Genomic DNA, 26475 nt, shown 5'->3' with positions numbered 1-26475 from the left:
GCGCGCGTGCTGAAAACGACAGCGGCCCGAGACCAGTAAGGGTCCCGGGCCGCTTTTTATCGTGCAGCGCTGCGAACTACCGCACGAGGCAAGGCCGCTTGTTATCGAACGTCCAGTTCGGGATCAGGTACTGCATCGCGATGCCGTCGTCGCGTGCGCCGAGGCCGTGCTGCTTGTACAGCTCGTGTGCCTTGGCCAGTTCGTCCATGTCGAGTTCGACACCGAGCCCCCCGCGCGGCGGCACCGCCACCATCCCGCCGACGATCTTCAGCGGGTCGCGCGTGAGACGCTGACCGTCCTGCCAGATCCAGTGCGTATCGATCGCGGTGATCTTGCCCGGCGCCGCGGCGGCGACGTGCGTGAACATCGCGAGCGAGATGTCGAAGTGGTTGTTCGAATGCGAGCCCCACGTGAGGCCCCATTCGTTGCACATCTGCGCGACGCGCACCGAGCCCTGCATGGTCCAGAAGTGCGGATCGGCGAGCGGAATGTCCACCGACTGCAACTGGATCGCGTGACCCATCTGACGCCAGTCGGTCGCGATCATGTTGGTTGCCGTGCGCAGGCCGGTAGCGCGGCGGAATTCCGCCATCACTTCGCGTCCCGAGTAGCCGTTCTCCGCGCCGCACGGATCTTCCGCGTACGCGAGCACGTCGTGCTGGTCGCGGCACAGGCGGATCGCCTCGGCGAGCGACCATGCGCCGTTCGGATCGAGCGTGATGCGCGCATCGGGAAAGCGTTCGGCGAGCGCGGTCACCGCTTCGATTTCATCGTCGCCGGCGAGTACGCCGCCCTTCAGCTTGAAGTCGTTGAAACCGTAGCGCGCATGCGCGGCTTCCGCGAGACGGACGACCGCTTCGGGATTCAGCGCGATCTCGGTGCGCAAACGCGTCCAGTCATCTTCATCGGTGCCGTCTGAATACGGCAGGTCCGTCTTGTGCCGATCGCCGACATAGAACAGATAGCCGAGCATCTCCACGCGATCGCGTTGCTGTCCTTCGCCGAGCAGCGCCGCGACCGGGACGTCGAGATGCTGGCCGAGCAGATCGAGCAGCGCGGCTTCGAGGCCGGTTACCGCGTGAATCGTTGTGCGCAGGTCGAAGGTCTGCAGGCCGCGACCGCCCGAGTCGCGATCGGCGAACTGCCGGCGTACGGTGTTCAGCACGTTGTTGAAACGGCCGACCGGCTGACCGACGACGAGCGGACGCGCATCGTCGATCGTCTGGCGGATCTTCTCGCCGCCCGGCACCTCGCCGACGCCGGTGCGTCCGGCGCTGTCCTTCAGGATCACGATGTTGCGCGTGAAGAACGGCGCATGAGCGCCGCTCAGGTTCAGCAGCATGCTGTCGCGGCCGGCGACGGGAACGACCCGCAGTTCGGTGATCTTCGGCGTGTCGTGGGGAGGCGTGGCGGTGGATGCGTTCATGATCGGTGGCAAGGAAGCAAAAAGAGAGATAACGGAGCAGTCAATGAGCACTAGGCAACGAGCAGCGATTCCTTGAGTTCGACACGCTTGATCTCGCCGACGACGAACAGATAGCACGCGATCGCGATCAACGCATTCGCGCCGACGAACACGAGCGCGGCGGCGAACGAACCGGTGCCCTGCACGAGGTAGCCGATGACGATCGGCGTCGTAATGCCGGCGGTATTGCCGAACGTGTTGAACAGCGCGCCGCACAGACCACTCGCCTGTTTCGGCGCGGTATCCGCGACGACGGCCCAGCCGAGTGCGCCAATACCTTTGCCGAAGAACGCGAGCGCCATGATGCCGACGACGACCCACTGCGCGTCGACGTAGTTGCACGCGATCATGCAGGTCGACAGCAGCATGCCGGCGACGATCGGCGCCTTGCGCGCGAACGTCGTCGAGTAGCCGCGGCGCAGCAGCGCATCGGAGATCACACCGCCGAGCACGCCGCCGAGAAAGCCGCAGATCGCCGGAATCGCCGCGACGAAGCCGGCCTTGAGGATCGACATGTGACGTTCCTGCACGAGGTAGATCGGAAACCACGTGAGGAAGAAATAGGTGAGCGTCGTGATGCAGTACTGGCCGATGAAGACGCCGAGCAGCATGCGGCTCTTCAGCATTTCGCGGATGCACGCGCCGGTTCTGACCTGCGGCGCGGACTTTTTATTCGCACCACGCCGCCCGTCGAGATCGACGAGGCCACCGCCTGCTTCGATATGGCGGATCTCGAGCTCGTTCGCGAGCGGATGTTCCTTCGGCGCGTAGACGGTCTTCATCCACAGCGCCGCGATCAGCACGCCGATCACGCCCATCACGGTGAACACGTGCGGCCAGCCGTACGCGTGCGTGATCCAGCCCATCAACGGCGCGAACATCACGGTCGCGAAGTATTGCGACGAGTTGAAGATCGCCGATGCGGTGCCGCGTTCCGCGGTCGGAAACCATGCGGACACGATCCGGCTGTTGCCGGGAAACGCAGGGGCTTCCGCGAAGCCGATCAGAAAGCGCAACGCGAACAGCGTGGCGATCGCCGCGGCCGCGGTGAGGCCGGCTACCCAGCCTTGCATCATCGTGAGCAGCGACCAGACGAAGATGCTGACCGCGTACGTGTGCTTCGAGCCGAAGCGGTCGAGCAGCCAGCCGCCCGGCAGCTGGGCGATTACGTAGGCCCACGCGAACGCGGAAAAGATATAGCCCATCGAGACTGGCGAGAGGCCGAGCGAATGCTGGATCGCCGTGCCGGTGATCGACAGCGTCGCGCGGTCCGCGTAGTTCAGCGTGGTCACGAAGAACAGCATGAACACGATCAGATAGCGGACTTTCGTCGCGCGGCGGAGCGGGGGAGTCGCGGGATCGTGCAACTGGTCGCGCGTGTTGAGTTCGGTCATGGTGATGTTGCCGGGGCCGGGCAGGCACCGGTTGTCTCCTTGGGATGCGCGGCAACGTCGGAGCAGCCGGGCGATATGTCTGTCGGAAGCCGGCATGGATGACGCGGCAAGGGCCGCATGAAGCCCGGGAACGGATCGTAACCGTATTTCCGGGTAAATCATCAGTCATCGGACGACCTCTGGCGCAGTATAATGAATCGTGACTGACCGCTCATACCCCGCGTAAACCCTCATTACAAGCGAACGCCGCCATGTCCGTGCCCACTTTACCTGTCGTGCCGCGCCGCCGTGCACGCAGTCTCGCGCAAGACGTCGTCGATGCGCTTAGTGCGCAAATCGAAGCGGGCGCAATGCGGCCCGGCGACAAGCTCCCGACCGAGACCGAAGTGATGGTCGCGCAGGGCGTGAGCCGCACGGTGGTGCGCGAAGCGATCTCGCGGATGCAGGCGAGCGGCCTCGTCGAAACGCGGCATGGGATCGGCAGTTTCGTGCTGGATCGCGTGCATAGTTCGGTTGGCATCGATCCGGCGACCATCACCACGATTCGTGACGTGCTCGCGATCCTCGAGGTGCGGATCAGCCTCGAGAGCGAATGCGCGAGCCTCGCTGCACAGCGCGCTACTGAAGACGATCTGGTCACGCTCCGACGTGCGCTCGATGCGATCGCCGCAGCCGCGAAAGCGGGCAGCGACACCGTCGCGCTCGACTATCAGTTCCATCTGCAGATCGCGCGCATTACGGGCAACCGCTACTTCGTCGACATCATGTCGCAGCTTGGCGCTACGTTGATTCCGCGCGCGCGCGTCAACTCCGCGCGGATCGCCGGCGACGATGCCGAGCACTACATGGCGCGGCTCGCGCACGAACACGACGACATCTACGAAGCGATCGCGCGACGCGATCCGGAGGCGGCACGCGCAGCCATCCGCACGCACCTGACGAAAAGCCGGGAGCGGCTGCGCCGCGCGAACGAAGCGGCCGAGGGCGCGAAAGCGGAGTGAGCGCCTGAGCTTCGGCGCGTCGTTATCGAGATGTGGTGCGGAGCGACATGGCGTCGTCGGACGTCTTATAAAAAACAACACCATCGGCGGCACGGCTCGAATGGGTGATTCGCCGGCCGCCGAGGGCTTGTGCAGATCGCGTTAAGCCCCGTAAAGCTGGTTAGCGCTTCGCCAGTGCGCCGTCGTGCAGGCGCCACAACTCCAGCGGATTCTCGTCGCGTAGTGCCCGCGGCAGCAGGTCCGCCGGTAGATCCTGATAGCAGACCGGCCGCAGGAAACGTTCGATCGCGCTCGATCCGACCGATGTCGCGCGGCTGTCCGACGTAGCCGGGAACGGGCCGCCGTGAACCATCGCGTGGCAGACCTCGACGCCAGTCGGATAACCGTTCGCGAGAATCCGCCCAGCCTTGCGTTCGAGTACCGGCAGCAGGCGGCGCGCGAGTGCCGCGTCGCCGGCATCCGCGGCATCGAGATGCAGCGTCGCGGTCAACTGGCCCTGCAGATGCTCCGTGACGCGCAACAGTGTCGCTTCGTCGCGGCAACGGATCACCGTCGATACCGGGCCGAACACTTCGTCTTCGAGTGCGGCGGTTTCGAGGAACGTCTCCGCTTCACATACGAACAGCGCGCCCTGCGCCTGGTTCGGTCCGCCTGCTACCGGTCCCTGCGCGGCCAGCGACACGCCGTTCAACGCCTGCAGATGCCCGATGCCGTCGCGATACGCCGCATGGATGCCGGCGGTGAGCATCGTCTGTGCGGGCTTGCCGGCGAGCGCGTCGCGTGCTGTCGCGATGAACGCGTTCAATGCGTCGCCTTCGAGCGCGATGACGAGGCCGGGGTTCGTGCAGAACTGTCCGGCGCCGAGCGACAGTGAGTCCACGAAGCCGCGCGCAATCGCGTCGCCGCGCGCTGCGAGAGCCGCGGGCAGCACGAAGAACGGATTGATGCTGCTCATTTCCGCGTACACGGGGATCGGCTCTGGGCGCGCGGCCGCCGTGCGGACCAGCGCGAGGCCGCCATTACGCGAGCCGGTGAAGCCGACCGCCTTGATCGCCGGATGCGCGACGAGCGCTTCGCCAACCTCGTTACCCGCGCCGACGATCAGCGAGAACGTGCCTTCCGGCAAGCCGCATTGCGCGACTGCATGCTGCACGACGCGACCGACCATCTCGGACGTGCCAAGGTGAGCGCGATGCGCCTTCACGACAACCGGGCAACCCGCCGCGAGCGCCGATGCGGTATCGCCGCCCGCCACCGAAAACGCGAGCGGGAAATTGCTCGCGCCGAACACGGCTACCGGACCGAGCGGCACATTCTGCTTGCGCAGATCGGCGCGCGGCAGCGGCTTGCGATCCGGCTGCGCGGGGTCGAGCGTCGCGTCGAGCCAGCGGCCGTCGCGCACGAGCGACGCGAACAGTTTCAGTTGACCGACCGTGCGTCCGCGCTCGCCTTCGAGCCGCGCCTTCGGCAGACCGCTTTCCGCGTGGGCGCGTTCGATCAGCGCGTCGCCGAGTGCGGCGATGCCGTCGGCGATCGTGTCGAGCAGGCGGGCTCGCGTGTCGAGCGGCGCGGCGCGGTAAGCGTCGAACGCGGCCGCCGCGAGCGAACAGGCACGCGCGACGTCTTCACGCGTGCCGCTGTGGAACGTGGGGGTGTCGATCGGAGCGTCGGTCGCGGGATTCAGCGCGAGCAGCGGTGCGCCGCTGCCGCGTACCGTCGAGCCGCCGATCAACATTTCGCCGGTCAACGTAGCGGGTGACAAATCGGACATGGAGGTGCCTCGTTTCAGTTCTGGAAGGGGATCGCGGCCCGCGTATTGCAAGCCAGAAGGAGTCTTGCCTAAGACATGCCAAATACATCAGTCATCGTACATCATGGGCAGAGCTGCGGCAATGTGGACTTCAACGAGGGAGGAGGGGTTTCGCGCCAAAGCCTTACGCAGTATGGGTGTGTGGCTTTGGCGGGGAGGGTGTGAGGCAGGAGAAATATCAAGACATCGTATGTCCTGACGCTCAAAACTCACGCGACCGTATGCTTCGCCATGATCTCGAGCGCCGTTACAAGTGCCGAATGATCGAGTTGCCCGGCATCGTGCGCGCTGCACAGATTGAATAGCTGCTGGCAGCTCGCGGTATGCGGCAGCGGCACGCCGAGCGCTTTCGCGCCTTCGAGCGCGAGCCCGAGGTCCTTGCGATGCAGGTCGATCCGGAAGCCCGGGTCGAACGTGCGCTTGATCATCCGCTCGCCGTGCACTTCGAGAATCCGCGACGACGCGAACCCGCCCATCAATGCCGCGCGTACACGCGCCGGATCCGCGCCTGCTTTCGATGCGAACAGCAGCGCCTCGCCGACCGCTTCGATCGTCAGCGCGACGATGATCTGGTTCGCGACCTTGCAGGTCTGCCCGGCGCCGACGTCGCCAACGAGCGTGATGTTCTTGCCCATCAGTTCGAACAGCGGCTTCACGCGATTGAACGCGGTCTCGCTGCCACCGACCATGATCGTCAGCGACGCGGCTTTCGCACCAACTTCGCCGCCCGACACCGGCGCGTCGAGATAGTCGCAACCGCGCGCCGAGATTTTTGCGGCGAACGCCTTCGTTTGCAGCGGTGCGATCGAGCTCATGTCGATCACGGTCTTGCCTGGGCTCAGGCCTTCCGCGACGCCGTTTTCGCCGAACAGCACGGCATCGACATCGGGCGTGTCGGGCAACATCGTGATGATGACGTCGGCCTGTCCGGCGACGTCTTTCGGCGAAGCGCACGATGTCGCACCACCGTCCTTCAGATCCGCGGGCAACGTGCCGCTGCGGCGATACGCGAACAGCGCGTGGCTGCCCGCTTGCAGATTGCGCGCCATCGGTGCGCCCATGATGCCGAGTCCGATAAAACCGATCTTTGCCATGATTGTCTTCCGTGCGAATTCGAGGAGTACGGGTGGATGTGGGTGCTGCACGTTGACAAGGATAAGCGCGGCTCGGGATGGTTGCAGCCATGCTCGGATTCATCGATTCCTTTACCGAAACCGCTTCGTTCTTTGCAAGGGTTTGAGACGAAGCTCGCTACGATGCCTGCGCCTGGCGTTGCGGTTCTACTGCATACGCCTTTCTCAGGAGCGACACCATGTTTCAGACAGGACGCGAATATTCGCGCGAAGACATTCACAGAATCACCGGCGGTTGCAAACAGGCCTTTTTGCCTGTGAAGGGCGGCAAGGTCGTTGCCGCCCGACTCAGACCGGATCTGAACCCGCATGCACCCGACACGATCGTGTGCGACGGCAGCGCCGCGGCGCGAGCGGCGGGACGACGACTCGCGCGACAGACCGATCCCATTCCGGTCTTCCTTCGAACGGCGACCGATCGCTTTCGATATGTCGGTGACTACGTCGTCGTCGAGTCGCTGATCGCACCGGTCGACTACGCGCCGTATGTCCAGAACAGCAGCTTTACGATGGGGCAGATTTCGCGTGTGCTGCGGATGAAGCGCTGTTGAATTTCACGACCGGCATCGCGGATAGCGGTGCCGGCACTGCCGTTTGATGATTCGTCCGTAATCTCGATCGATCGCTGCCGCGAGGCAACCGCGGCATCTACGAAACGCCTCTGGGATACGCTGTCCGTCACGTGATAAACCGTGTGATGGATGACCGCGAACGCGTGGCAGTCGGCGCAGCACGCATCGCGTCAGACGATCCGATTAACCGGCAGACATCCATCAGGAGGAGAGCGTGAAGAACAACGGAGCGGAACGCAAACGCGTGCCTTTTGCTTTTATCGTGGTGGGCAGCGTGTTTTCAATCATCGCGCTTGTGCTGCTGGCGATAGCGATCTGGACACTGCAACATCAGTTCAAGGCATCGACACCGTTGATGGCGTTGGTGGCATTTGGCTGGGCGTTCCTCGCAATGGTCGTCTCGATGATTCTGTCGCTGCCCGGTGCCCGGCAGCGCGATGGTCGCACGCGAGTGCGTGCAGGCACCGTGACGCTCGCCGATCCGTCGCCGCTGCCTGGTCAAACGCGCAGCACGCTCACCGGGCCCGGTGTCGAAGCGACAGGCAGCGCGACGATTACGGTGGGTAGCCGCGTGCCGTCGATCTGGTTAGGCATTGCATCGCTGGGACTGGTGGTTGTCTCGGTGCTGCTTTATCTCCATGGGCGCACGACAGGCATCGGCATTTTCATTGGTCTGATCATGTCGTTCTTCATCATGAGCTGGGCGACCAAAGCGTGGCCTCGTGAGCGGGTTGCGGAGGCTGAATGAAGAGGAGAGGAGAGGGCGAGATAAGAACGCAGCAAAAGAAAAAGGCCCTCGGCTTACGCCAGAGGGCCTTTATTCTTCGGGTTTCACGTACCCATAATTCTGGTGGGTAGTACTGGGATCGAACCAGTGACCCCTGCCGTGTGAAGGCAGTGCTCTACCGCTGAGCTAACCACCCGAAGAGGTCGAATTATGTCAGAGGTCCCGGACCTCGTAAAGCATTTTTTAAGCCGACTGTTCATTCGCGGCGGGCTCCGCAGGCACGAGCCGCCACACGCTCGATCCTTTAACAGCCTTGTCGAGATCGTCGAGTACTGCCTCGTGCGCAGCGGTCTCGTCCGCGGTGGCGGCGATGACCGGCAGGTCGAGCGCATCGAGTGCGACGCGCGGCGCATGCGTATCGCTGCTGCCGGTGCTTTCGCCGATCATGTCGATGACGAGGCTTTCCTGGCCGCGCGTCATCGCGAGATAGACCTCGGCGAGCAGTTCCGAGTCGAGCAGCGCGCCGTGCAGCGTGCGGTGCGCGTTGCTGATGCCGAAGCGGTCGCACAGCGCGTCGAGTGAATTGCGCTTGCCCGGGAACATCGCCTTCGCGCGGACCAGCGTGTCGATCACTTCACCGCATTGCGTGCCAACGCCTGGCAGGCCGAGCAGCGCGAACTCCGCGTCGAGGAAGCCGATGTCGAACGGCGCGTTGTGGATGATCAGCTCGGCGCCAGCGATGAAATCGCGCAGCGGCGCGGCGATTTCCGCGAACTTCGGTTTGTCGCTCAGGAACTCGGTGGTCAGGCCGTGCACGGCGAGCGCGCCCGGATCGCTGTCGCGCCCTGGGTTCACGTAGAAGTGCAGGTTGCTGCCGGTGAGCCGGCGGTTCACGAGTTCGACGCAGCCGATTTCGATGATGCGGTCGCCGGTGCGCGCATTCAGGCCAGTGGTTTCGGTATCGAGAATGATTTGACGCATGTCGGTCTATCGAGTCTGGTTCAGAAAACGGATCGGATGGAGAAGGGCAGGCATGCCGCTCGCAGTTCTCACAGTTCGGCGAGCGACGCGACGCCGCGGTTCGCGAGCGCGTCGGCGCGCTCGTTTTCCGGATGTCCCGCGTGGCCTTTCACCCAGCGCCACTCGATGTCGTGCTGCTGGACGAGCGCGTCGAGCCGCTTCCACAGGTCCACGTTCTTGACCGGCGTCTTCGCCGCGGTCATCCAGTTTTTCTTTTTCCAGCCGTGAATCCACTCGCTGATGCCTTTCTGCACGTACTGCGAATCGGTATGCACGATCGCGCGGCACGGCCGCTTCAACGCTTCGAGCGCGGCGATCACGCCCATCAGTTCCATGCGGTTGTTGGTCGTGCCGGCTTCGCCGCCGAACAGTTCCTTTTCCTGCGTGCCGAAGCGCAGCAGCGCGCCCCAGCCGCCAGGGCCCGGGTTGCCCTTGCAGGCGCCGTCGGTGAAGATTTCGATGAGTTCGGATTCTGATGTCATGGGTTGGGGTTGCGTGTATGCGGTGTCGCGGCCGGCGCGAGGCCTGCCTTCAGAACGGGTTTCTTGACCTTCAATGGACCGACGAGATGCATGCCGCGCACGCGCTTGATCGCGGTGACCATGTAGGCCGCGCCGAAGATCGGCCACCAGCGGTCGCCCGCGGCTTCCATGAAGGCGTAGCGGGACAGCCATTGATCGCTGGCAAGGGGCGGACGATAACAGCCGAAGCGTCCGCGTTCAAGGTCGAAGCCAAGCAGCTTGATCCAGTCCTTCAGGCGCGTGAACGCGATCAGGTCCAACGCGGCCGGCACGAACGGCCGGCCCGTCATCTTGCCGACCGACTGCCTCGCGCCCCACAGCGACAGCGAATTGAAGCCGAGGATGATCAGCTGCCCTTCGGGCATCAGCACGCGCTCGGCTTCGCGCAGCAGACGGTGCGGATCGCTCGTGAATTCGAGGGTGTGCGGCATCACGATCAGGTCGACGCTCTGCGCCTCGAACGGCAGGTCGAGCAGGTCGCACCACACGCTGCTGCTGCCGGCAGGCGCGGACGGGCCGCTTTGCGGCGTACCCGGCACCACATAGGGCGCGCTCGCGCCGCTTGCCGCGTCGAGCACGAGGCCGCGGCACGACATGCGGTTCTCGCGCAGCGCATCGAGTTGCGGCAAGCCGAGCTGGAGGGCGTGATAGCCGAACACGTCGGACACCACGCGGTCGAGCTGGGCCTGCTCCCATGCGAGCACGTAGCGCCCGGGCGGCGAATCGGTCCAGGCGGGCCAGTCTATAATCGGTCGATCAGACATGTCGAAGAATGCGTCGCCCCATGAATACGCTTGAATACGTGCCGGTACCGGCATTTGAAGACAATTACATCTGGCTCGTGTCGGACGGCGAACATGCCGTCGTCGTCGATCCGGGCGAAGCCGAGCCGGTTCGTACCTATCTGGCGAAACGTGGCTGGCGGTTGAGCGCTATTTTACTCACGCACCATCATCGCGACCATGTCGGCGGAGTTGCCGATCTGCTGAACGGCCAGGATCCCTCCGCGCCGCTGCCGGTTTATGGTCCCGCCGGCGAAGCGATCGATCATCTGACGCAGCGTCTCGCAGGAGGCGACCGCGTCCATATTGCGGCCCCCGCGCTCGAATTCGAGGTGCTCGACGTGCCCGGTCATACGAGCGGACACATCGCGTATTTCCAGGCGGCCGATCCGCGCGGCACGCCGCATGTGTTCTGCGGCGATACGCTGTTCGCGTGCGGTTGCGGGCGCTTGTTCGAAGGCACGCCGGTGCAGATGCTCGCGTCGCTCGACGCACTCGCCGCGCTGCCTGGCGCGACTGAGGTCCATTGCGCGCACGAGTACACGTTATCAAACATCCGTTTTGCGCTCGCGTGCGAGCCGGGTAATCGCGAACTGCAGGCGTGGCGCGACGAAGCGACCGCGCTACGCGCGCGCAACGTGCCGACACTGCCCACGACCATCGCGCACGAACGCGCGGTCAATCCGTTTCTGCGCGCCGACAGCGAAGCGATTCGCGCGTCGCTCGCGGAGCAGCTTCACGAAACGGTGACGGATCGGTTGGGCACGTTCACGTTGATGCGCGAATGGAAGAACAAGTTCCGCTGACCTGTTCCCCGTGGGGGCATGCTCACCAGGAAAGTCCAAAAAAATCGCCAAGGCCCGGATTTAGCTAGGTTTTCCGTATATTTTCGATTGACGGAGACGATGCTCTTTCGTACTATCGGCTGCAAATTCCAGTCCTGCGGAAGCCGAGACGTTCATGCGATTTATCCTGAGTGCGTTGCTTGTCCTGATGCTCGCCGCCTGCGCGAGTCAGGCGCCGACGCCGAGTAATACCCCCACCGCTTCCAGCCCCGCCACCCAGCAAGCCGTCGCCGACACCCTCCGCAAGACCGCCGCCGCCCAGGAAACGATCAACGTCGATCAAGGCTCCGTCGATCAACTGACGACCGCCGACAGCGATCTGTGGGCGCGTATTCGTCGCGGTTTCCAGATGCCCGATCTGCAGAGCGATCTCGTCGACATGCAGGCGAACTGGTACGCGCAACGTCCCGAATACGTACAGCGGATGACCGAGCGGTCGCAGAAGTACCTCTATCACATCGTCGAAGAGCTCGAGGCGCGGCACATGCCGACCGAGCTCGCGCTGCTGCCGTTCATTGAATCCGCCTACAACCCGCAGGCACTGTCGGTCGCGAAGGCCGCCGGCATGTGGCAGTTCGTGCCTGGCACCGGCCGCACCTACAACCTCAAGCAGAACATGTGGCAGGACGAGCGCCGCGACGTGCTCGCGTCGACGAGTGCCGCGCTCGATTACCTGTCCCGGCTGCACGACATGTTCGGCGACTGGTATCTCGCGCTCGCCGCGTATAACTGGGGCGAGGGCAATGTGCAGCGCGCGATCGCGCGCAACGAGGCGGCTGGCCTGCCGACGGATTACCAAAGCCTGCGCATGCCGGGCGAAACGCGCAACTACGTGCCGAAGCTGCAGGCCGTGAAGAACATCGTGATGAACCCGCAGATGTACGGGCTCACGCTGCCGCCGATTCCGAACCACCCGTACTTCGTCACGGTGACGACGGCGCACGATATCGACGTCGACACGGCCGCGAAGCTCGCGAACATGAGCGGCGACGAATTCCGTTCGCTGAATCCGTCGTTCAAGAAGCCGGTGATTCTCGGCGCGACGCAGCCGCAGATCCTGCTGCCGTTCGACAACGCGAGCGCGTTCGAGCGCAACCTGAAGGCGTATACAGGTCAACTGTCGTCGTGGACCACCTACACGGTGACCGAGCGCGCGCGGCCCGCGGCGATCGCCGAGAAGATCGGTGTCGACGCCGACACGCTGATGAGCGTCAACAAGATTCCGGCTGGCATGCGGCTGAAAGCGGGCTCGACGATCGTCGTGCCGCGCGGCGACGACGACGATGAGGACATCAGCGCGGACGTCGCCGAAAGCGCGGTGCTCGCGATGGAACCCGACGTGCCCGACACGCGCAAGATGCTGATCCGCGTGCGCCGCAAGCAGTCGATGACGGCGCTCGCCGACCGCTACGGCGTGTCGGTGTCGCAGCTGAAGGCATGGAACCGCACGCGTCGCGACCTCGTGACGCCGGGGCAGGTGATCGTGCTGCACGTGCCGGTGGGCAAGGCGATGCCGAGCGAGCCTGGACCGCAGCGCCTCGCCACCAATGTGCGCGGCGGCAGCGTCGAAAAGATCGGTACGCGTGTGGCAGACACCAAAGACGAACCGCGCTACGATAAGAAGCATGGTCGTGGGCGTTCGGGCGTCGTCAAGGTGGCGGATCCGGTCGGCAAGTCCGGCAAGTCCGGGGCCGTCAAGGGCAAGTCGACGGCAACTGCTTCGGGCGCGACCAGCAAGGCGTCGAAGGCCGCGGCAACCAGCCGCCCGAAAACCGCGGCCCACGCGAAGAAGAGCAACTAGACCAGGCGGCTCCCACGGGGGTGACCACATGCGTTGCGGGGGCATCGCATGGAAGTGCGCTCCGATCACACCTCGTTTTTTCGACGCCGTCACCCGCGTGACGGCGTTTTCATTTGGGCGCCCGCGCGAGCGCCTGGCGCTGCAAGCCTGGCGGCCTTTCCGGCGGGTCCCGGCACAGCCGGAGCGATCCCGGGTTTGAAGGAAGGGGTGTTTTGCGGCTATAATTTCAAGGTTTGAGCTTATCAACCCGCACCCTAGCGCCTACCGCTCCCATACCGTTCATCCGCCGCGCGCAGTCAACGCCCCGCACCCGCCCGAGCCGCCCGTAACAGGGTAGAACGCGCCTCTGCGACGTTGACGGCAGTCCGCGCGAGCGAGCCTGCGCGCGCATCCTCGATGCGCTTCGCCGCGGCCCGCACGGTCGGACAGACAGGTCGGCAACAGGGTGTTCCCCAAGGAGCCTCCCGTGTTGCCGTCTTTTTCTCCCGCTCTGCTTGCACTTGCCGACGGCACGGTCTTTCGTGGCTACTCGATCGGTGCCCCTGGTCACACGATTGGCGAAGTCGTCTTCAATACGGCCATCACCGGCTATCAGGAAATCCTGACCGATCCGAGCTATGCACAGCAGATCGTCACGCTGACGTATCCGCACATCGGCAATGTCGGTGTGAACGCCGAAGACGTCGAAGCCACGAAAGTCCATGCTGCCGGCCTCATCATCCGCGACCTGCCGGTTCTCGCGTCGAACTTCCGGATGGAACAGACGCTGTCCGACTATCTGGCCGCCGAAGGTGTGGTGGCGATCGCCGGCATCGACACCCGCCGGCTGACCCGCGTGTTGCGCGACAAGGGCGCGCAGAACGGCGCGATTGTCGCGGGCTCGACCGACGAAGCGAAGGCGATCGAACTCGCGCGCTCGTTCCCAGGCCTCGCCGGGATGGATCTCGCGAAGGTCGTGTCGGCCGACAAGCCGTACGAATGGACGGAGACCGAGTGGCGTCTCGGCACCGGCTACGGCACGCAGAACGCACCGAAGTACCGCGTCGTCGCGTTCGACTACGGCGTGAAGCGCAACATCCTGCGCATGCTGGCCGAGCGCGGTTGCCACGTCACGGTGCTGCCGGCGCAATCGAGTGCCGCCGATGCACTGGCGCTCGGACCGGATGGCGTATTCCTGTCGAACGGCCCCGGCGATCCGGAACCGTGCGACTACGCGATCGCCGCGACGAAGGAATTCATCGAGCGTGGCATTCCGACCTTCGGCATCTGCCTTGGCCACCAGATCATGGGGCTCGCGGTCGGCGCGAAGACGCTGAAGATGAAAACCGGCCACCACGGCGCCAACCATCCGGTGAAGGATCTGCGCGACGGCCGGGTCGTGATCACGTCGCAGAACCACGGTTTTGCGGTCGATGCGGATTCGCTGCCGGCCAACGCGCGCGTGACGCACGTGTCGCTGTTCGACGGCACGCTGCAGGGTTTCGAGCTGACCGACCGTCCGGCGTTCTGCTTCCAGGGCCACCCGGAAGCGTCGCCGGGGCCGCACGACATCGGCTACCTGTTCGACCGCTTTACCGCGGCGATGGACGCGAAGAAGGCCGGCACGGCTTCGGCGGCATAAGCGCCCGCGCACAGCACGGGCGCAGGCGCGCGGCAGGGCAGGACCAGACCGCGACGCGCGCCGACAGAAAGAATTCAGGAATAAATTAGCGAGAGCGTTATGCCCAAGCGGACAGACATCAAGAGCATCCTCATCATCGGCGCGGGTCCGATCATCATCGGCCAGGCGTGCGAGTTCGATTATTCGGGCGCGCAGGCGTGCAAGGCGCTGCGGGAGGAGGGCTACAAGGTCATTCTCGTCAACAGCAATCCGGCGACGATCATGACCGACCCGAACACGGCCGACGTCACGTACATCGAGCCGATCACGTGGGAAGTGGTCGAGCGCATCATCGCGAAGGAACGCCCGGATGCGATCCTGCCGACGATGGGCGGCCAGACCGCGCTGAACTGCGCGCTCGATCTTCATCATCACGGCGTGCTCGCGAAATACAAGGTCGAGCTGATCGGTGCATCGCCGGAAGCAATCGACAAGGCCGAGGACCGTCAGAAGTTCAAGGACGCGATGACGAAGATCGGGCTCGGTTCGGCGAAGTCGGGCACCGCGCATTCGATGGAAGAAGCGCTGAAGGTGCAGGCCGAGATCGCGGAGATGACCCAGTCGGGTGGCTATCCGGTCGTGATCCGGCCGTCGTTCACACTCGGCGGATCGGGTGGCGGCATCGCGTATAACCGCGAGGAATTCGAAGAGATCTGCAAGCGCGGCCTCGACCTGTCGCCGACGCGCGAACTGCTGATCGAAGAATCGCTGCTCGGCTGGAAAGAGTACGAGATGGAAGTGGTCCGCGATAAAAAGGACAACTGCATCATCGTGTGCTCGATCGAGAACCTCGACCCGATGGGCATCCACACTGGCGACTCGATCACGGTTGCGCCGGCACAGACGCTCACCGACAAGGAATATCAGATCCTGCGTAACGCATCGCTCGCGGTGCTGCGCGAAATCGGCGTCGACACCGGCGGTTCGAACGTACAGTTCTCGATCAATCCGGTAGACGGCCGGATGATCGTGATCGAAATGAATCCGCGTGTGTCGCGCTCGTCGGCGCTTGCGTCGAAGGCGACCGGCTTCCCGATCGCGAAGGTCGCGGCGAAGCTCGCGGTGGGCTACACGCTCGACGAGCTGAAGAACGAGATCACCGGCGGTCAGACGCCGGCGTCGTTCGAACCGACGATCGACTACGTCGTCACGAAGATCCCGCGCTTCGCGTTCGAGAAATTCCGCGAAGCCGATGCGCGCCTCACGACGCAGATGAAGTCGGTCGGCGAAGTGATGGCGATCGGCCGCACGTTCCAGGAGTCGTTCCAGAAAGCGCTGCGCGGCCTCGAAGTGGGTGTCGACGGTCTTGATGAAAAGACGACCAATCGCGACGAGATCATCCGCGAGATCGGCGAAGCGGGCCCGGACCGGATCTGGTATGTCGGCGATGCGTTCCGCGCCGGCATGACACAGCAGGAAATCTTCGAGGAAACCGCGATCGACCCGTGGTTCCTCGCTCAGATCGAGCAGATCGTGCTGAAGGAAAAAGCGCTCGAAGGCCGCACGCTGGCGAGCCTGTCGGTGGAAGAACTGCGCTACCTGAAGCAGAGCGGCTTCTCCGACCGGCGCCTCGCGAAGCTGCTCGGCACGAAGCAGGCGGACGTGCGCGCCCGCCGGATCGAACTGAACGTGCGCCCCGTGTACAAGCGGGTCGACACGTGCGCGGCCGAGTTCGCGACGAAAACCGCCTACATGTACTCCACTTACGAGGAAGAGTGCGAAGCGCAGCCGACGAACAACAAGAAGATCATGGTGCTGGGCGGCGGTCCGAACCGCATTGGCCAGGGCATCGAGTTCGACTACTGCTGCGTGCACGCGGCGCTCGCGATGCGCGAGGACGGCTATGAAACGATCATGGTCAACTGCAACCCCGAGACCGTGTCGACCGACTACGACACGTCGGATCGCCTGTACTTCGAACCGCTGACGCTCGAAGACGTGCTCGAGATCGTCGACAAGGAAAAACCGCTCGGCGTGATCGTGCAGTACGGCGGCCAGACACCGCTGAAGCTCGCACTCGATCTCGAGGCGAACGGCGTGCCGATCGTCGGCACGTCGCCGGATATGATCGACGCGGCCGAAGACCGCGAGCGTTTCCAGAAGCTGCTGCAGGACCTGAACCTGCGCCAGCCGCCGAACCGCACTGCACGTGCCGAAGACGAAGCGCTGAAGCTCGCCGACGAAATCGGCTATCCGCTCGTCGTGCGTCCTTCGTACGTGCTCGGCGGCCGTGCGATGGAAATCGTCCACGAGCCGCGCGATCTCGAACGCTATATGCGCGAGGCCGTGAAGGTATCGCACGACTCGCCGGTGCTGCTCGACCGCTTCCTGAACGATGCGATCGAATGCGACGTCGACTGCATTTCGGATGGCGAAGCGGTGTTCATCGGCGGCGTGATGGAACACATCGAACAGGCGGGCGTCCACTCGGGCGACTCGGCGTGCTCGCTGCCGCCGTACTCGCTGTCGAAGGAAACCGTCGCCGAGCTGAAGCGTCAAACGGGTGCGATGGCGAAAGCGCTGAACGTGATTGGCCTGATGAACGTGCAGTTCGCGATCCAGCAGGTGCCGCAGGCGGACGGCTCGAAGGCCGACGTGATCTACGTGCTCGAAGTGAACCCGCGAGCCTCGCGTACGGTGCCGTACGTGTCGAAGGCGACGAGCCTGCCGCTCGCGAAGATCGCGGCGCGCGCGATGGTCGGCCAGACGCTCGCGCAGCAGGGCGTGACGAAGGAAGTCATCCCGCCGTACTTCAGCGTGAAGGAAGCGGTGTTCCCGTTCGTGAAGTTCCCGACCGTCGACCCGGTGCTCGGACCCGAGATGCGTTCGACCGGCGAAGTGATGGGCGTCGGCCAGACGTTCGGCGAAGCGCTCTTCAAGTCGCAGCTCGCGGCCGGATCGCGTCTGCCCGAGTCGGGCACCGTGCTGCTCACGGTGATGGATGCGGACAAGGACAAGGCCGTCGAAGTCGCGCGGATGCTGCACGAACTGGGCTATCCGCTCGTCGCGACACGCGGCACGGCTGCGGCGATCGACGCGGCCGGCGTGCCGGTGAAGGTCGTGAACAAGGTGAAGGACGGTCGTCCGCACATCGTCGACATGATCAAGAACGGCGAGATCGCACTCGTGTTTACGACGGTCGACGAAACCCGTGCGGCAATCGCCGATTCGCGTTCGATCCGCATGAGCGCGCAGGCAAACAAGGTCACGTACTACACGACGATGTCGGGCGCGCGCGCGGCCGTCGAGGGCCTGCGCTACCTGAAGGACCTGGAAGTCTATGATTTACAAGGCCTCCACGCTCGCCTAAACTAAGGCTTCGAGTATTTGTCAGAAGACGTAAGTGCCGCGGTTAAGCGGCGTCCCTCTACGCGTCGGCCAGTCAGTTCTACGGCAGCCAGTGCGCGTCGGGGATGCACTTAACCGCGGTGATTTTTTTTACGGCTGTTTTTTTGCCACTAGAGTTGTTTATGAGCACTATTCCCTTGACGAAGCGCGGCGCGGATAAGCTGCGCGACGAACTTCAGCGTCTGAAATCGGTGGAGCGTCCGTCCGTGATCAATTCGATCGCCGAGGCGCGCGCGCAGGGCGACCTGTCCGAAAACGCGGAATACGATGCCGCAAAAGAGAAACAGGGCTTCATCGAAGGCCGTATTGCGGATATCGAATCGAAGCTGGCCGGCGCGCAGATCATCGATCCGGCTGGGGTCGATGCGGAAGGCCGCATCGTGTTCGCGGCGACCGTCGAACTCGAAGACCTCGGCTCCGGCGTATCGGTGACCTACCAGATCGTCGGCGACGACGAAGCGGACCTCGAGCACGGCCTCATCTCGATCAGCTCGCCGATTGCGCGGGCGCTGATCGGCAAATCGGAAGGCGACGTCGCATCGGTGCAGGCACCCAGCGGCGTGCGCGAATACGAAATCATCTCGGTCCGCTACGTTTGAGCGCCGTTGTGTCGACCGTGCCCCATCGGGTCTTCCGGCTGCTGACCGTACTGTGGGTCGGCAGTCTTCTGACCATCGGTTATGTCGTGGCGCCTGTGCTGTTCGCGTCGCTCGACCGCATGATGGCCGGTGCGGTCGCGGCCCAGCTGTTTCGCATCGAAGGGATGACGGGCGCAGTGTGCGGCGTGCTGCTGCTCGTGCTCGTCAACCGGCTGGTGCGTCTCGGCGACCCTACGTATCGTCGGCTGCGATGGCTGGTGGCCGGTATGCTGCTGTGTGTGCTGGTCGGCTATTTCGCGCTGCAGCCGTTCATGAACGCGCTGCGCATGGAGGCGCTGAATGCGGGGGTGGATGTCGGCCATTCCGCGTATGCGACACGCTTTGGGATCCTGCACGGCGTGTCGAGCCTGTTCTATCTGATCGAGAGCCTGCTGGGTCTCGTGCTCGTATGGAAGCTGCCGGCCGCCGCCGGTATTCCGGTCGCAGCGGACGGGCAGCGCGCGCGTTAGCAAAACGACGCAACTACGCGCGCCGCTGCGGGTTTTACTTCGTCGACTGGTGCTGGCGCTTCGCGCTGGTTTGCCGCTTCTTCGCCCGCTTGATGTTGCCGCCCGCGGTCACGCGTTCGTTGCCGCGCACGACCATCTTTTGGGCTTTCGGACGACGCACCGGGCTGTCCGTCGGTTTGACGACTTTCACGACTCGCGGCGCACGGCCCTTGCCGGGTTTCGTTTCGGCGGCAGCCGCTTCGCGTGCGCTCGGCGGCATCGTGCTGCGACGGCCTCGCGCGACCGGTTCGGGAGCGCCTTCCGGCTTCCAGATCACCAGCAGCTTGCCGATGTGCTGGATCGGTGCGGCATTCAGGCGATCGCAGATCTGGTCGTAGGTCGCGATCCGCTCTTCGCGTTCGTCGCCAAACACGCGGATCTTGATCAGTTGATGCGCGGCGAGGTGGACCTTGATTTCCGCGAGCACCGCGTCGGTCAGCCCTTCGGCCCCGACGAGCACCACCGGTTTCAGCGCGTGCGCCTGGGAGCGCAACTCGGCGCGTTGGTCGGAAGAGACAATGAGGGCTGGCATGAGGGTATGGAAGACTCGACTAAAATGGCGCCGCCGCGATCCGGTTGCCCGCGCGACGGCGTCGGCGGCATCCTGCGGGGTGCATGGCGGGAAAATCTGAGGAAACCCGTCTGAGGAAAACCGGGCACATGGGCCCGGAACGTCGCCTGGCAGGCGGCAGCCGCGTAAATTAAACGCGTATTATCCGCAAAAGTGCGGCATTACGCAGCAAGAGTTCATCATTAATGGCAAAAAACCGTTTCAACCACTCGTGGCTGCACGACCACATCAACGACCCGTACGTGAAGATGGCGCAGCGGGAGGGCTATCGTGCCCGCGCGGCCTACAAGCTGAAGGAAATCGACGAGCAGGACAAGCTGATCCGCCCCGGCCAGGTCATCGTCGACCTCGGCTCGACACCCGGCAGCTGGAGCCAGTACGTTCGCAACAAGCTCGCGCTGGGCGTGAAGCGCGACGCCACGCGGGAAGGCGGAATCGACGGCACGGTGATCGCGCTCGATCTGCTGCCGATGGAGCCGATCGCCGACGTCCATTTCATCCAGGGCGATTTCCGCGAGGACAGCGTGGTCGCGCAGCTCGAAGAAGTGGTCGGCGAGCGTCAGGTGGACCTTGTAATTTCGGATATGGCGCCCAACCTGTCGGGAGTGGCGACTGCGGACGCCGCGCGCATCGAGCATGTTTGCGATCTCGCGCTGGAATTCGCGCAAAACCACCTGAAGCCAGATGGTGCCCTTTTAGTCAAATGTTTTCATGGCAGCGGATATAGCCAGATTGTCGAAAAGTTCAAGCATCAATTTAAAACGGTCGCTGCCCGCAAGCCGAAGGCATCGCGGGATAAATCGTCTGAAACGTTTATTTTAGGTAGGCATTTGAAACGGCCCCGATAACGGGTGCAACCGTGCGGCGCAGACACTCCGGGAACGCCCGGAAATGCCCGCCGGAGCCGCGCCGGGCGCTATTTGTGCAGTAGCGAATCGTTATGACAGTCCCCGGCGTACTGGATTAGAATGGCTTAGTGGTGCCGCAAGGCAAATGTAGGCGCCCGTCTATGAGTGAAGGAGTGGTGCTTTGAACAACAACATGTTTTCGAAGGCAGCAGTGTGGCTGGTAATCGCACTGGTGCTGTTTACGGTGTTCAAGCAGTTTGACAAGCCCCGTGTCCAGGAAGGCGTTTCCTATTCGCAGTTCATGGACGACGCGAAGAATGGCAAGGTCAAGAACGTCACCGTTCAGGGGCGGAGTCTGACCGTCACTCCCGCTGAAGGCCAGAAGTATCAGATCGTGTCGCCGGGCGACATCTGGATGGTCGGCGACCTGATGAAGTACGGCGTGCAGGTGAGCGGCAAGGCCGATGAAGAACCGAGCCTGCTGGTTTCCGCGCTGACTTACCTCGGACCGACGATCCTGCTGATCGGATTCTGGTTCTACATGATGCGACAGATGCAGGGGGGCGGGAAAGGCGGCGCATTCTCGTTCGGCAAATCCCGCGCACGTCTGATCGATGAGAACAACAACGCCATCAATTTCACCGACGTCGCCGGTTGCGACGAAGCCAAGGAAGAAGTGTCCGAACTGGTCGACTTCCTGCGCGATCCGCAAAAATTCCAGAAACTTGGCGGTCGCATTCCGCGCGGCGTGTTGCTGGTCGGCCCGCCGGGAACCGGCAAGACGCTGCTTGCACGCGCGATCGCGGGCGAAGCGAAAGTGCCGTTCTTCAGCATCTCGGGTTCTGACTTCGTCGAAATGTTCGTTGGCGTGGGCGCGGCCCGCGTGCGCGACATGTTCGAGCAGGCCAAGAAGCATGCACCGTGCATCGTGTTCATCGACGAAATCGACGCGGTCGGTCGTCATCGCGGCGCCGGCATGGGCGGCGGTAACGACGAGCGCGAGCAGACGCTGAACCAGATGCTCGTCGAGATGGACGGCTTCGAGGCGAACTCCGGCGTGATCGTGATCGCCGCGACGAACCGTTCGGACGTGCTCGACAAGGCGTTGCTGCGTCCGGGCCGTTTCGACCGTCAGGTCTACGTCGGTCTGCCGGACATCCGCGGCCGCGAACACATCATGAAGGTGCATCTGCGCAAGGTGCCGATTTCGAACGACGTCGACGCAGCGGTGATCGCACGCGGCACGCCGGGCTTCTCTGGCGCCGACCTCGCGAACCTCGTGAACGAAGCGGCATTGTTCGCGGCTCGCCGCGGCAAACGCATCGTTGAAATGACGGACTTCGAAGACGCGAAGGACAAGATCTTCATGGGTCCGGAGCGCAAGTCGGCCGTGATCCGCGAAGAGTCGAAGCGTGCCACGGCGTACCATGAGTCGGGCCACGCCGTGGTTGCGAAGCTGCTGCCGAAGGCCGATCCGGTGCACAAGGTGACGATCATTCCGCGCGGTCGTGCGCTGGGCGTGACGTGGCAGTTGCCGGAGCACGACAACGAAACGTACTCGAAGGACTACCTGCTGGACCGTCTCACGATCCTGTTCGGTGGACGTGCCGCGGAAGAGGTGTTCCTGAACCTGCTCAGCACAGGCGCGTCGGACGACTTCAACAAGGCGACCGCCACTGCCCGTGCGATGGTCGCGCGTTTTGGCATGACCGATGCGCTTGGACCGATGGTCTACGTCGACGACGAAAACGACGCTTCGCCGTTCGGCCGCGGCTTCACGCGCACGATTTCCGAAGCGACGCAGCAGAAGGTCGATGCGGAGATCCGCCGCGTGCTCGACGATCAGTACCACCTCGCACGCCGTCTGCTCGAAGAGAACCGCGACAAGGTCGAAGCGATGACCGCCGCGCTGATGGAGTGGGAAACGATCGACGCCGATCAGATCAACGACATCATGGCCGGCCGTCCGCCGCGTTCGCCGAAGAGCAGCGCGAGCACGGTGCCGCCGGCCGGCGACGCGCCGTCGGGCGGCAGCACGGGAACCGAGGTCAAGTCGGGCAGCGCTACCGCACCGGCCTGACGCGAACCGCTTCAGAACACGGGCCGGTGTGACGCCACACCGGCCCGTTTTGCATTCAACGTCGCGCGCTTTTCATTTGTCCACGCCATTCGTGTTTAACGTGTCCAACGCCGTTTCGCCGTCTCCTGCTGTTCCCGGTCCGCTGCAATGCGGCCGTTTCACGCTGTCGTTCGAGCGTCCGCTCGTGATGGGCATCCTGAACGTCACGCCCGATTCGTTCTCCGACGGCGGCCGGTATGTCGCGCGCGACGAAGCGCTGCGCCAGGCCGAGCGGATGATGCTCGATGGCGCGGATCTGCTCGACATCGGCGGCGAATCGACCCGGCCCGGCGCGCCGCCGGTTCCGCTCGACGAAGAACTCGAACGCGTCATTCCGCTGGTGCAGGCGCTGCGCGGCGCGAACGTGCCGTTGTCAATCGATACCTACAAGCCCGACGTGATGCGCGAAGCGCTGGCGGCGGGCGCGGACATGATCAACGACGTCTGGGGCTTCCGGATGCCCGGTGCGATCGATGCCGTGCGCGGCAGCACGTGCGGCCTCTGCGTGATGCACATGCTGGGCGAGCCGCGCACGATGCAGATGGGCGAGCCCGCATACGACGACGTGGTGACGGACGTGCGCGATTTTCTCGAGGCCCGCGTCGCGGCGCTGCGTGAAGCCGGCGTCGCGCAGGCCCGTATCAGCGTCGATCCGGGCTTCGGTTTCGGCAAGACCGTCATCGAACAGAATTACGCGTTGCTCGCGCGTCTCACGCAGACCGCGCCGCGCACGAATCCGCCGCTGCCGGTGCTCGCCGGCATGTCGCGCAAATCGATGCTCGGTGCCGTCACGGGCCGTGCCGCTGCCGACCGGCTCGCGGCGAGCGTCGCTGCTGCCGTCTGCGCGGCCGAACGCGGTGCGGCGATCGTGCGGGTGCACGATGTCGTGCAGACCGTCGATGCGTTGAAAGTCTGGAATGCGATGCGCGACGCAGCGCATCGCGGTTGAACCCCGCGGTTGAACCCTTCAAGCAAGAGAGGAAAGAACCACAATGGCACGTCGCTATTTCGGTACGGATGGGATTCGCGGTAAGGTCGGCGAGGTGCCCATCACGCCAGATTTCGTGTTACGGCTCGGCTACGCGGCGGGCAAGGTGCTGGCCGGCGCGGACCGCTGGGCGCGCACGGGCACACGGCCCACGGTGCTGATCGGCAAGGACACGCGGGTGTCCGGCTACATGCTGGAAGCGGCGCTGGAGTCGGGCTTTTCAGCCGCTGGCGTCGACGTGATGCTGGCTGGCCCGATGCCGACGCCGGGCGTCGCGTACCTGACGCGCGCGCTGCGTCTCGCGGCGGGCGTCGTGATCAGCGCGTCGCACAACCCGTACTACGACAACGGCATCAAGTTTTTCTCCGCCGACGGCAACAAGTTGCCCGACGAAGTCGAGCTGCAGATTGAACAACAGCTGGACCTACCGCTCGCTTGTGCGGCCTCGGAACAGCTCGGCAAGGCACGCCGCCTCGACGACGCGGCCGGCCGCTACATCGAGTTCTGCAAAAGCACGTTCCCGGCCGCATTCGACCTGCGCGGGATGAAGCTCGTCGTCGACTGCGCGCACGGCGCGGCCTATGACGTCGCGCCGAAGGTGTTCCACGAACTCGGCGCGGACGTGATTCCGATCGGCGTCGCGCCGAACGGCTTCAACATCAACGACGGCGTCGGTGCAACCGCGCCGGACGCGCTGATCCGCGCAGTGCGCGCGAATCGCGCGGACCTGGGCATCGCGCTCGACGGCGACGCGGACCGCGTGCAGATCGTCGATGCGACCGGCCGTCTCTACAACGGCGACGAACTGCTGTACGTGCTGGTCAAGGATCGCATCGTCACCGACGGCAAGGTCGAGGGTGCGGTCGGCACGCTGATGACCAACATGGCGGTCGAGGTTGCGTTGCAGCGGGTGGGCGTGAAGTTCGTCCGCGCCGCGGTCGGCGACCGTTACGTGCTCGAGCAGCTACGCGAGCATGGCTGGCAACTGGGTGCCGAAGGGTCCGGTCACATCCTGTCGCTCGACCGGCATTCGACCGGCGACGGCATCGTGTCGTCGCTGCTCGTGCTCGCGGCGATGCAGCGCGACGGCCGCTCGCTCGCGCACCTGCTCGACGGCGTCACGCTGTTTCCGCAGACGCTGATCAACGTCAGGATGAAGCCGGGCGCCGACTGGAAGGGCAGCGATACGATCCGCAAGGCGATTGCCGAGGCCGAGCGCGCGCTCGACAATCGCGGTCGCGTGCTGATCCGTGCGTCGGGCACTGAACCCGTGTTGCGTGTGATGGTCGAGGCCGAGCACGAGCGCGACGCCGTCAAGCACGCGGAAGCGATCGCTCACGTCGTCAAGCAGGCTACCGCCTAAGGCGCCACGCCATCCATCTGGGGCAGGGGTGTGGGGCATTTCGTCGCACCTCTGGTGCATCTCTGCGTCACGCAAACGTTCGCGCCCCGCTTTTCTTCGACTACTCTCTACGAAAGCACCGAAAACGCCGTTTCTGCGGCGTTTTTGCGATGCGAATCACCTTTCGCTCCCGTAATAAGACTGTCATGTCAGCTTCACGGTTAGTCACGTTACTGTCATAGAGAGACCCTAAGCTTCGCGGTGTCGTGTCATCCGCTCACACCACTGGAGGTCTCATGAAATTGATGCAAACCGCGTTCGCTGGCCTGGCTGGCGCGCTCTTCGCGATGGCAGCGCAAGCCGCCGATGTAACCGGCGCGGGCAGCACGTTCGCAGCACCGATCTACACGAAATGGGCTGACGCCTATCAAAAATCGGGCGGCGGCAAGATCAACTACCAGGGCATCGGTTCGTCGGGCGGCATCAAGCAGATCGTCGCGAAGACGGTCGATTTCGCTGGCTCTGACGCTCCGCTGAAGGACGACGAACTCGCGAAGGACGGCCTGTTCCAGTTTCCGACGGTGGTCGGCGGCGTCGTGCCGGCGATCAACGTGCCGGGCGTGAAGCCGGGCGAACTGACGCTGTCGGGTGAAGTGCTCGGCGACATCTATCTCGGCAAGATCAAGAAGTGGAACGACCCGGCGATCGCCGCGCTGAACCCGAAGGTCAAGCTGCCGGACACGGACATCGCCGTGGTGCGCCGCGCCGACGGTTCGGGCACGAGCTTCATCTGGACGAACTATCTGTCGAAGGTGAACCCGGAATGGAAGTCGAAGGTCGGCGAAGGCACGACGGTGAACTGGCCGGTCGGTACGGGCGGCAAGGGTAACGACGGCGTCGCGGCATTCGTGCAACGTCTGCCGGGCGCGATCGGCTACGTGGAATGGGCGTACGCGAAGCAGAACCACATGACGTACACGTCGATGAAGAACGAGTCGGGCGCGGTGGTCGAGCCGACGACGGACACGTTCAAGGCCGCAGCAGCAGGCGCGGACTGGAAGAAGTCGTTCTACCAGATCCTGACGAACGAGCCGGGCAAGAACGCATGGCCGGTCGTCGGCGCGACGTTCGTGCTGCTGCACACGGCGCAGGACAAGCCGGACCAGGGCAAGGAAACGCTGAAGTTCTTCGACTGGGCATTCAAGAACGGCGGCTCGGCTGCTGACGATCTGGACTACATTTCGCTGCCGTCGTCGGTCGTGAGCGAAATCCGTTCGCAGTGGAAGGAGAAGGTCAAGGATACGTCGGGCAAGGCAATCGCCGAGTAAGCGTTATCCAATCAGCTGTGTGACCCGCCGCCCGGCCGCGCGAAATGCGCGGC

General features: G+C 64.0%; 22 protein-coding genes and 1 tRNA gene. 14 read left to right on the top strand and 9 right to left on the bottom strand.

Annotated elements, in window-relative coordinates; all coding sequences use genetic code 11:
- Positions 1-76: 76 nt before the first annotated feature.
- Complete coding sequence (gudD, locus tag ACREXZ_RS20560; protein ID WP_431765962.1) at positions 77-1426, bottom strand: glucarate dehydratase; 1350 nt, start codon at positions 1424-1426, stop codon at positions 77-79.
- A 50-nt stretch (positions 1427-1476) separates the two neighbouring features.
- Positions 1477-2859 carry an MFS transporter gene (locus ACREXZ_RS20555; RefSeq protein ID WP_431765961.1) on the bottom strand — a complete coding sequence of 461 codons (1383 nt, stop codon included), beginning with the start codon at positions 2857-2859 and terminating at the stop codon, positions 1477-1479.
- Positions 2860-3110: 251 nt separating this feature from the next.
- On the opposite strand from ACREXZ_RS20555, the gene ACREXZ_RS20550 reads away from it, so the two are divergent.
- On the top strand, positions 3111-3860 hold the full coding sequence (locus ACREXZ_RS20550; RefSeq protein WP_431765960.1) for a FadR/GntR family transcriptional regulator: 750 nt from the start codon (positions 3111-3113) through the stop codon (positions 3858-3860).
- Between the two features lie 160 nt (positions 3861-4020).
- On the opposite strand, the gene ACREXZ_RS20545 is transcribed toward ACREXZ_RS20550, so the two are convergent.
- Both ACREXZ_RS20545 and ACREXZ_RS20540 read right to left on the bottom strand, forming a co-directional pair.
- Entirely contained in the window at positions 4021-5631 is a 1611-nt protein-coding gene (locus ACREXZ_RS20545) for an aldehyde dehydrogenase (NADP(+)) (RefSeq protein ID WP_431765959.1), read from the bottom strand.
- Between the two features lie 248 nt (positions 5632-5879).
- Positions 5880-6764 (bottom strand): 2-hydroxy-3-oxopropionate reductase, encoded by an 885-nt coding sequence (locus ACREXZ_RS20540; protein WP_431765958.1) that lies wholly within the window; start codon positions 6762-6764, stop codon positions 5880-5882.
- A 218-nt stretch (positions 6765-6982) separates the two neighbouring features.
- Here ACREXZ_RS20540 and ACREXZ_RS20535 point away from each other — a divergent pair, with 218 nt between their 5' ends.
- Positions 6983-7354, top strand: a complete 372-nt coding sequence (locus ACREXZ_RS20535; protein ID WP_431765957.1) for a hypothetical protein — start codon at positions 6983-6985, stop codon at positions 7352-7354.
- Positions 7355-7589: 235 nt separating this feature from the next.
- Positions 7590-8123, top strand: coding sequence for a hypothetical protein (locus ACREXZ_RS20530; protein WP_431765956.1), 534 nt, complete (start codon positions 7590-7592; stop codon positions 8121-8123).
- Positions 8124-8223: 100 nt separating this feature from the next.
- Here ACREXZ_RS20530 and ACREXZ_RS20525 read toward each other — a convergent pair.
- The 4 genes from ACREXZ_RS20525 to ACREXZ_RS20510 all read right to left on the bottom strand — a co-directional run bounded on the left by ACREXZ_RS20525 (position 8224) and on the right by ACREXZ_RS20510 (position 10407).
- A tRNA-Val gene (locus ACREXZ_RS20525) sits at positions 8224-8298 on the bottom strand.
- Positions 8299-8345: 47 nt separating this feature from the next.
- Positions 8346-9083: a DNA polymerase III subunit epsilon gene (dnaQ, locus tag ACREXZ_RS20520; protein ID WP_431765955.1), complete on the bottom strand. Its 738-nt coding sequence runs from the start codon at positions 9081-9083 to the stop codon at positions 8346-8348.
- Between the two features lie 68 nt (positions 9084-9151).
- Positions 9152-9604, bottom strand: a complete 453-nt coding sequence (rnhA, locus tag ACREXZ_RS20515) for a ribonuclease HI (protein WP_431765954.1) — start codon at positions 9602-9604, stop codon at positions 9152-9154.
- Entirely contained in the window at positions 9601-10407 is an 807-nt protein-coding gene (locus tag ACREXZ_RS20510; protein WP_431765953.1) for a class I SAM-dependent methyltransferase, read from the bottom strand. The genes rnhA and ACREXZ_RS20510 overlap by 4 nt, the downstream gene beginning before the upstream one ends.
- A gap of 20 nt (positions 10408-10427) precedes the next feature.
- Here ACREXZ_RS20510 and gloB point away from each other — a divergent pair, with 20 nt between their 5' ends.
- From gloB to ACREXZ_RS20480, 6 genes are all read left to right on the top strand, one after another.
- Positions 10428-11231, top strand: coding sequence for a hydroxyacylglutathione hydrolase (gene gloB, locus ACREXZ_RS20505; protein WP_431765952.1), 804 nt, complete (start codon positions 10428-10430; stop codon positions 11229-11231).
- A gap of 154 nt (positions 11232-11385) precedes the next feature.
- Positions 11386-13071 (top strand): transglycosylase SLT domain-containing protein, encoded by a 1686-nt coding sequence (locus tag ACREXZ_RS20500; protein WP_431765951.1) that lies wholly within the window; start codon positions 11386-11388, stop codon positions 13069-13071.
- A gap of 466 nt (positions 13072-13537) precedes the next feature.
- Entirely contained in the window at positions 13538-14692 is a 1155-nt protein-coding gene (carA, locus tag ACREXZ_RS20495) for a glutamine-hydrolyzing carbamoyl-phosphate synthase small subunit (RefSeq protein ID WP_431765950.1), read from the top strand.
- 99 nt (positions 14693-14791) lie between these two features.
- Positions 14792-18046 (top strand): carbamoyl-phosphate synthase large subunit, encoded by a 3255-nt coding sequence (carB, locus tag ACREXZ_RS20490; protein WP_431765949.1) that lies wholly within the window; start codon positions 14792-14794, stop codon positions 18044-18046.
- A 155-nt stretch (positions 18047-18201) separates the two neighbouring features.
- Complete coding sequence (gene greA, locus ACREXZ_RS20485; RefSeq protein ID WP_431765948.1) at positions 18202-18678, top strand: transcription elongation factor GreA; 477 nt, start codon at positions 18202-18204, stop codon at positions 18676-18678.
- 17 nt (positions 18679-18695) lie between these two features.
- Entirely contained in the window at positions 18696-19187 is a 492-nt protein-coding gene (locus ACREXZ_RS20480) for a DUF4149 domain-containing protein (protein ID WP_431766103.1), read from the top strand.
- A gap of 34 nt (positions 19188-19221) precedes the next feature.
- Here ACREXZ_RS20480 and ACREXZ_RS20475 read toward each other — a convergent pair whose 3' ends face one another.
- A complete protein-coding gene (locus ACREXZ_RS20475) occupies positions 19222-19758 on the bottom strand; it encodes a YhbY family RNA-binding protein (protein WP_431765947.1) in 537 nt (178 codons plus the stop codon).
- Positions 19759-19982: 224 nt separating this feature from the next.
- On the opposite strand from ACREXZ_RS20475, the gene ACREXZ_RS20470 reads away from it, so the two are divergent.
- From ACREXZ_RS20470 to pstS, 5 genes are all read left to right on the top strand, one after another.
- Positions 19983-20645 carry an RlmE family RNA methyltransferase gene (locus ACREXZ_RS20470; protein WP_431765946.1) on the top strand — a complete coding sequence of 221 codons (663 nt, stop codon included), beginning with the start codon at positions 19983-19985 and terminating at the stop codon, positions 20643-20645.
- Positions 20646-20826: 181 nt separating this feature from the next.
- Entirely contained in the window at positions 20827-22725 is a 1899-nt protein-coding gene (gene ftsH / locus ACREXZ_RS20465) for an ATP-dependent zinc metalloprotease FtsH (protein WP_431765945.1), read from the top strand.
- Between the two features lie 187 nt (positions 22726-22912).
- Positions 22913-23713, top strand: coding sequence for a dihydropteroate synthase (gene folP / locus ACREXZ_RS20460; RefSeq protein WP_431766102.1), 801 nt, complete (start codon positions 22913-22915; stop codon positions 23711-23713).
- Between the two features lie 43 nt (positions 23714-23756).
- Positions 23757-25115: a phosphoglucosamine mutase gene (gene glmM / locus ACREXZ_RS20455; protein ID WP_431765944.1), complete on the top strand. Its 1359-nt coding sequence runs from the start codon at positions 23757-23759 to the stop codon at positions 25113-25115.
- Between the two features lie 275 nt (positions 25116-25390).
- Positions 25391-26422 (top strand): phosphate ABC transporter substrate-binding protein PstS, encoded by a 1032-nt coding sequence (gene pstS, locus ACREXZ_RS20450; protein WP_431765943.1) that lies wholly within the window; start codon positions 25391-25393, stop codon positions 26420-26422.
- The last annotated feature ends 53 nt before the right edge of the window (positions 26423-26475 follow it).

Source organism: Paraburkholderia sp. (assembly GCF_050742655.1).
Taxonomy (GTDB): domain Bacteria; phylum Pseudomonadota; class Gammaproteobacteria; order Burkholderiales; family Burkholderiaceae; genus Paraburkholderia.
This window is presented reverse-complemented; position numbering and strand designations above follow the sequence as displayed.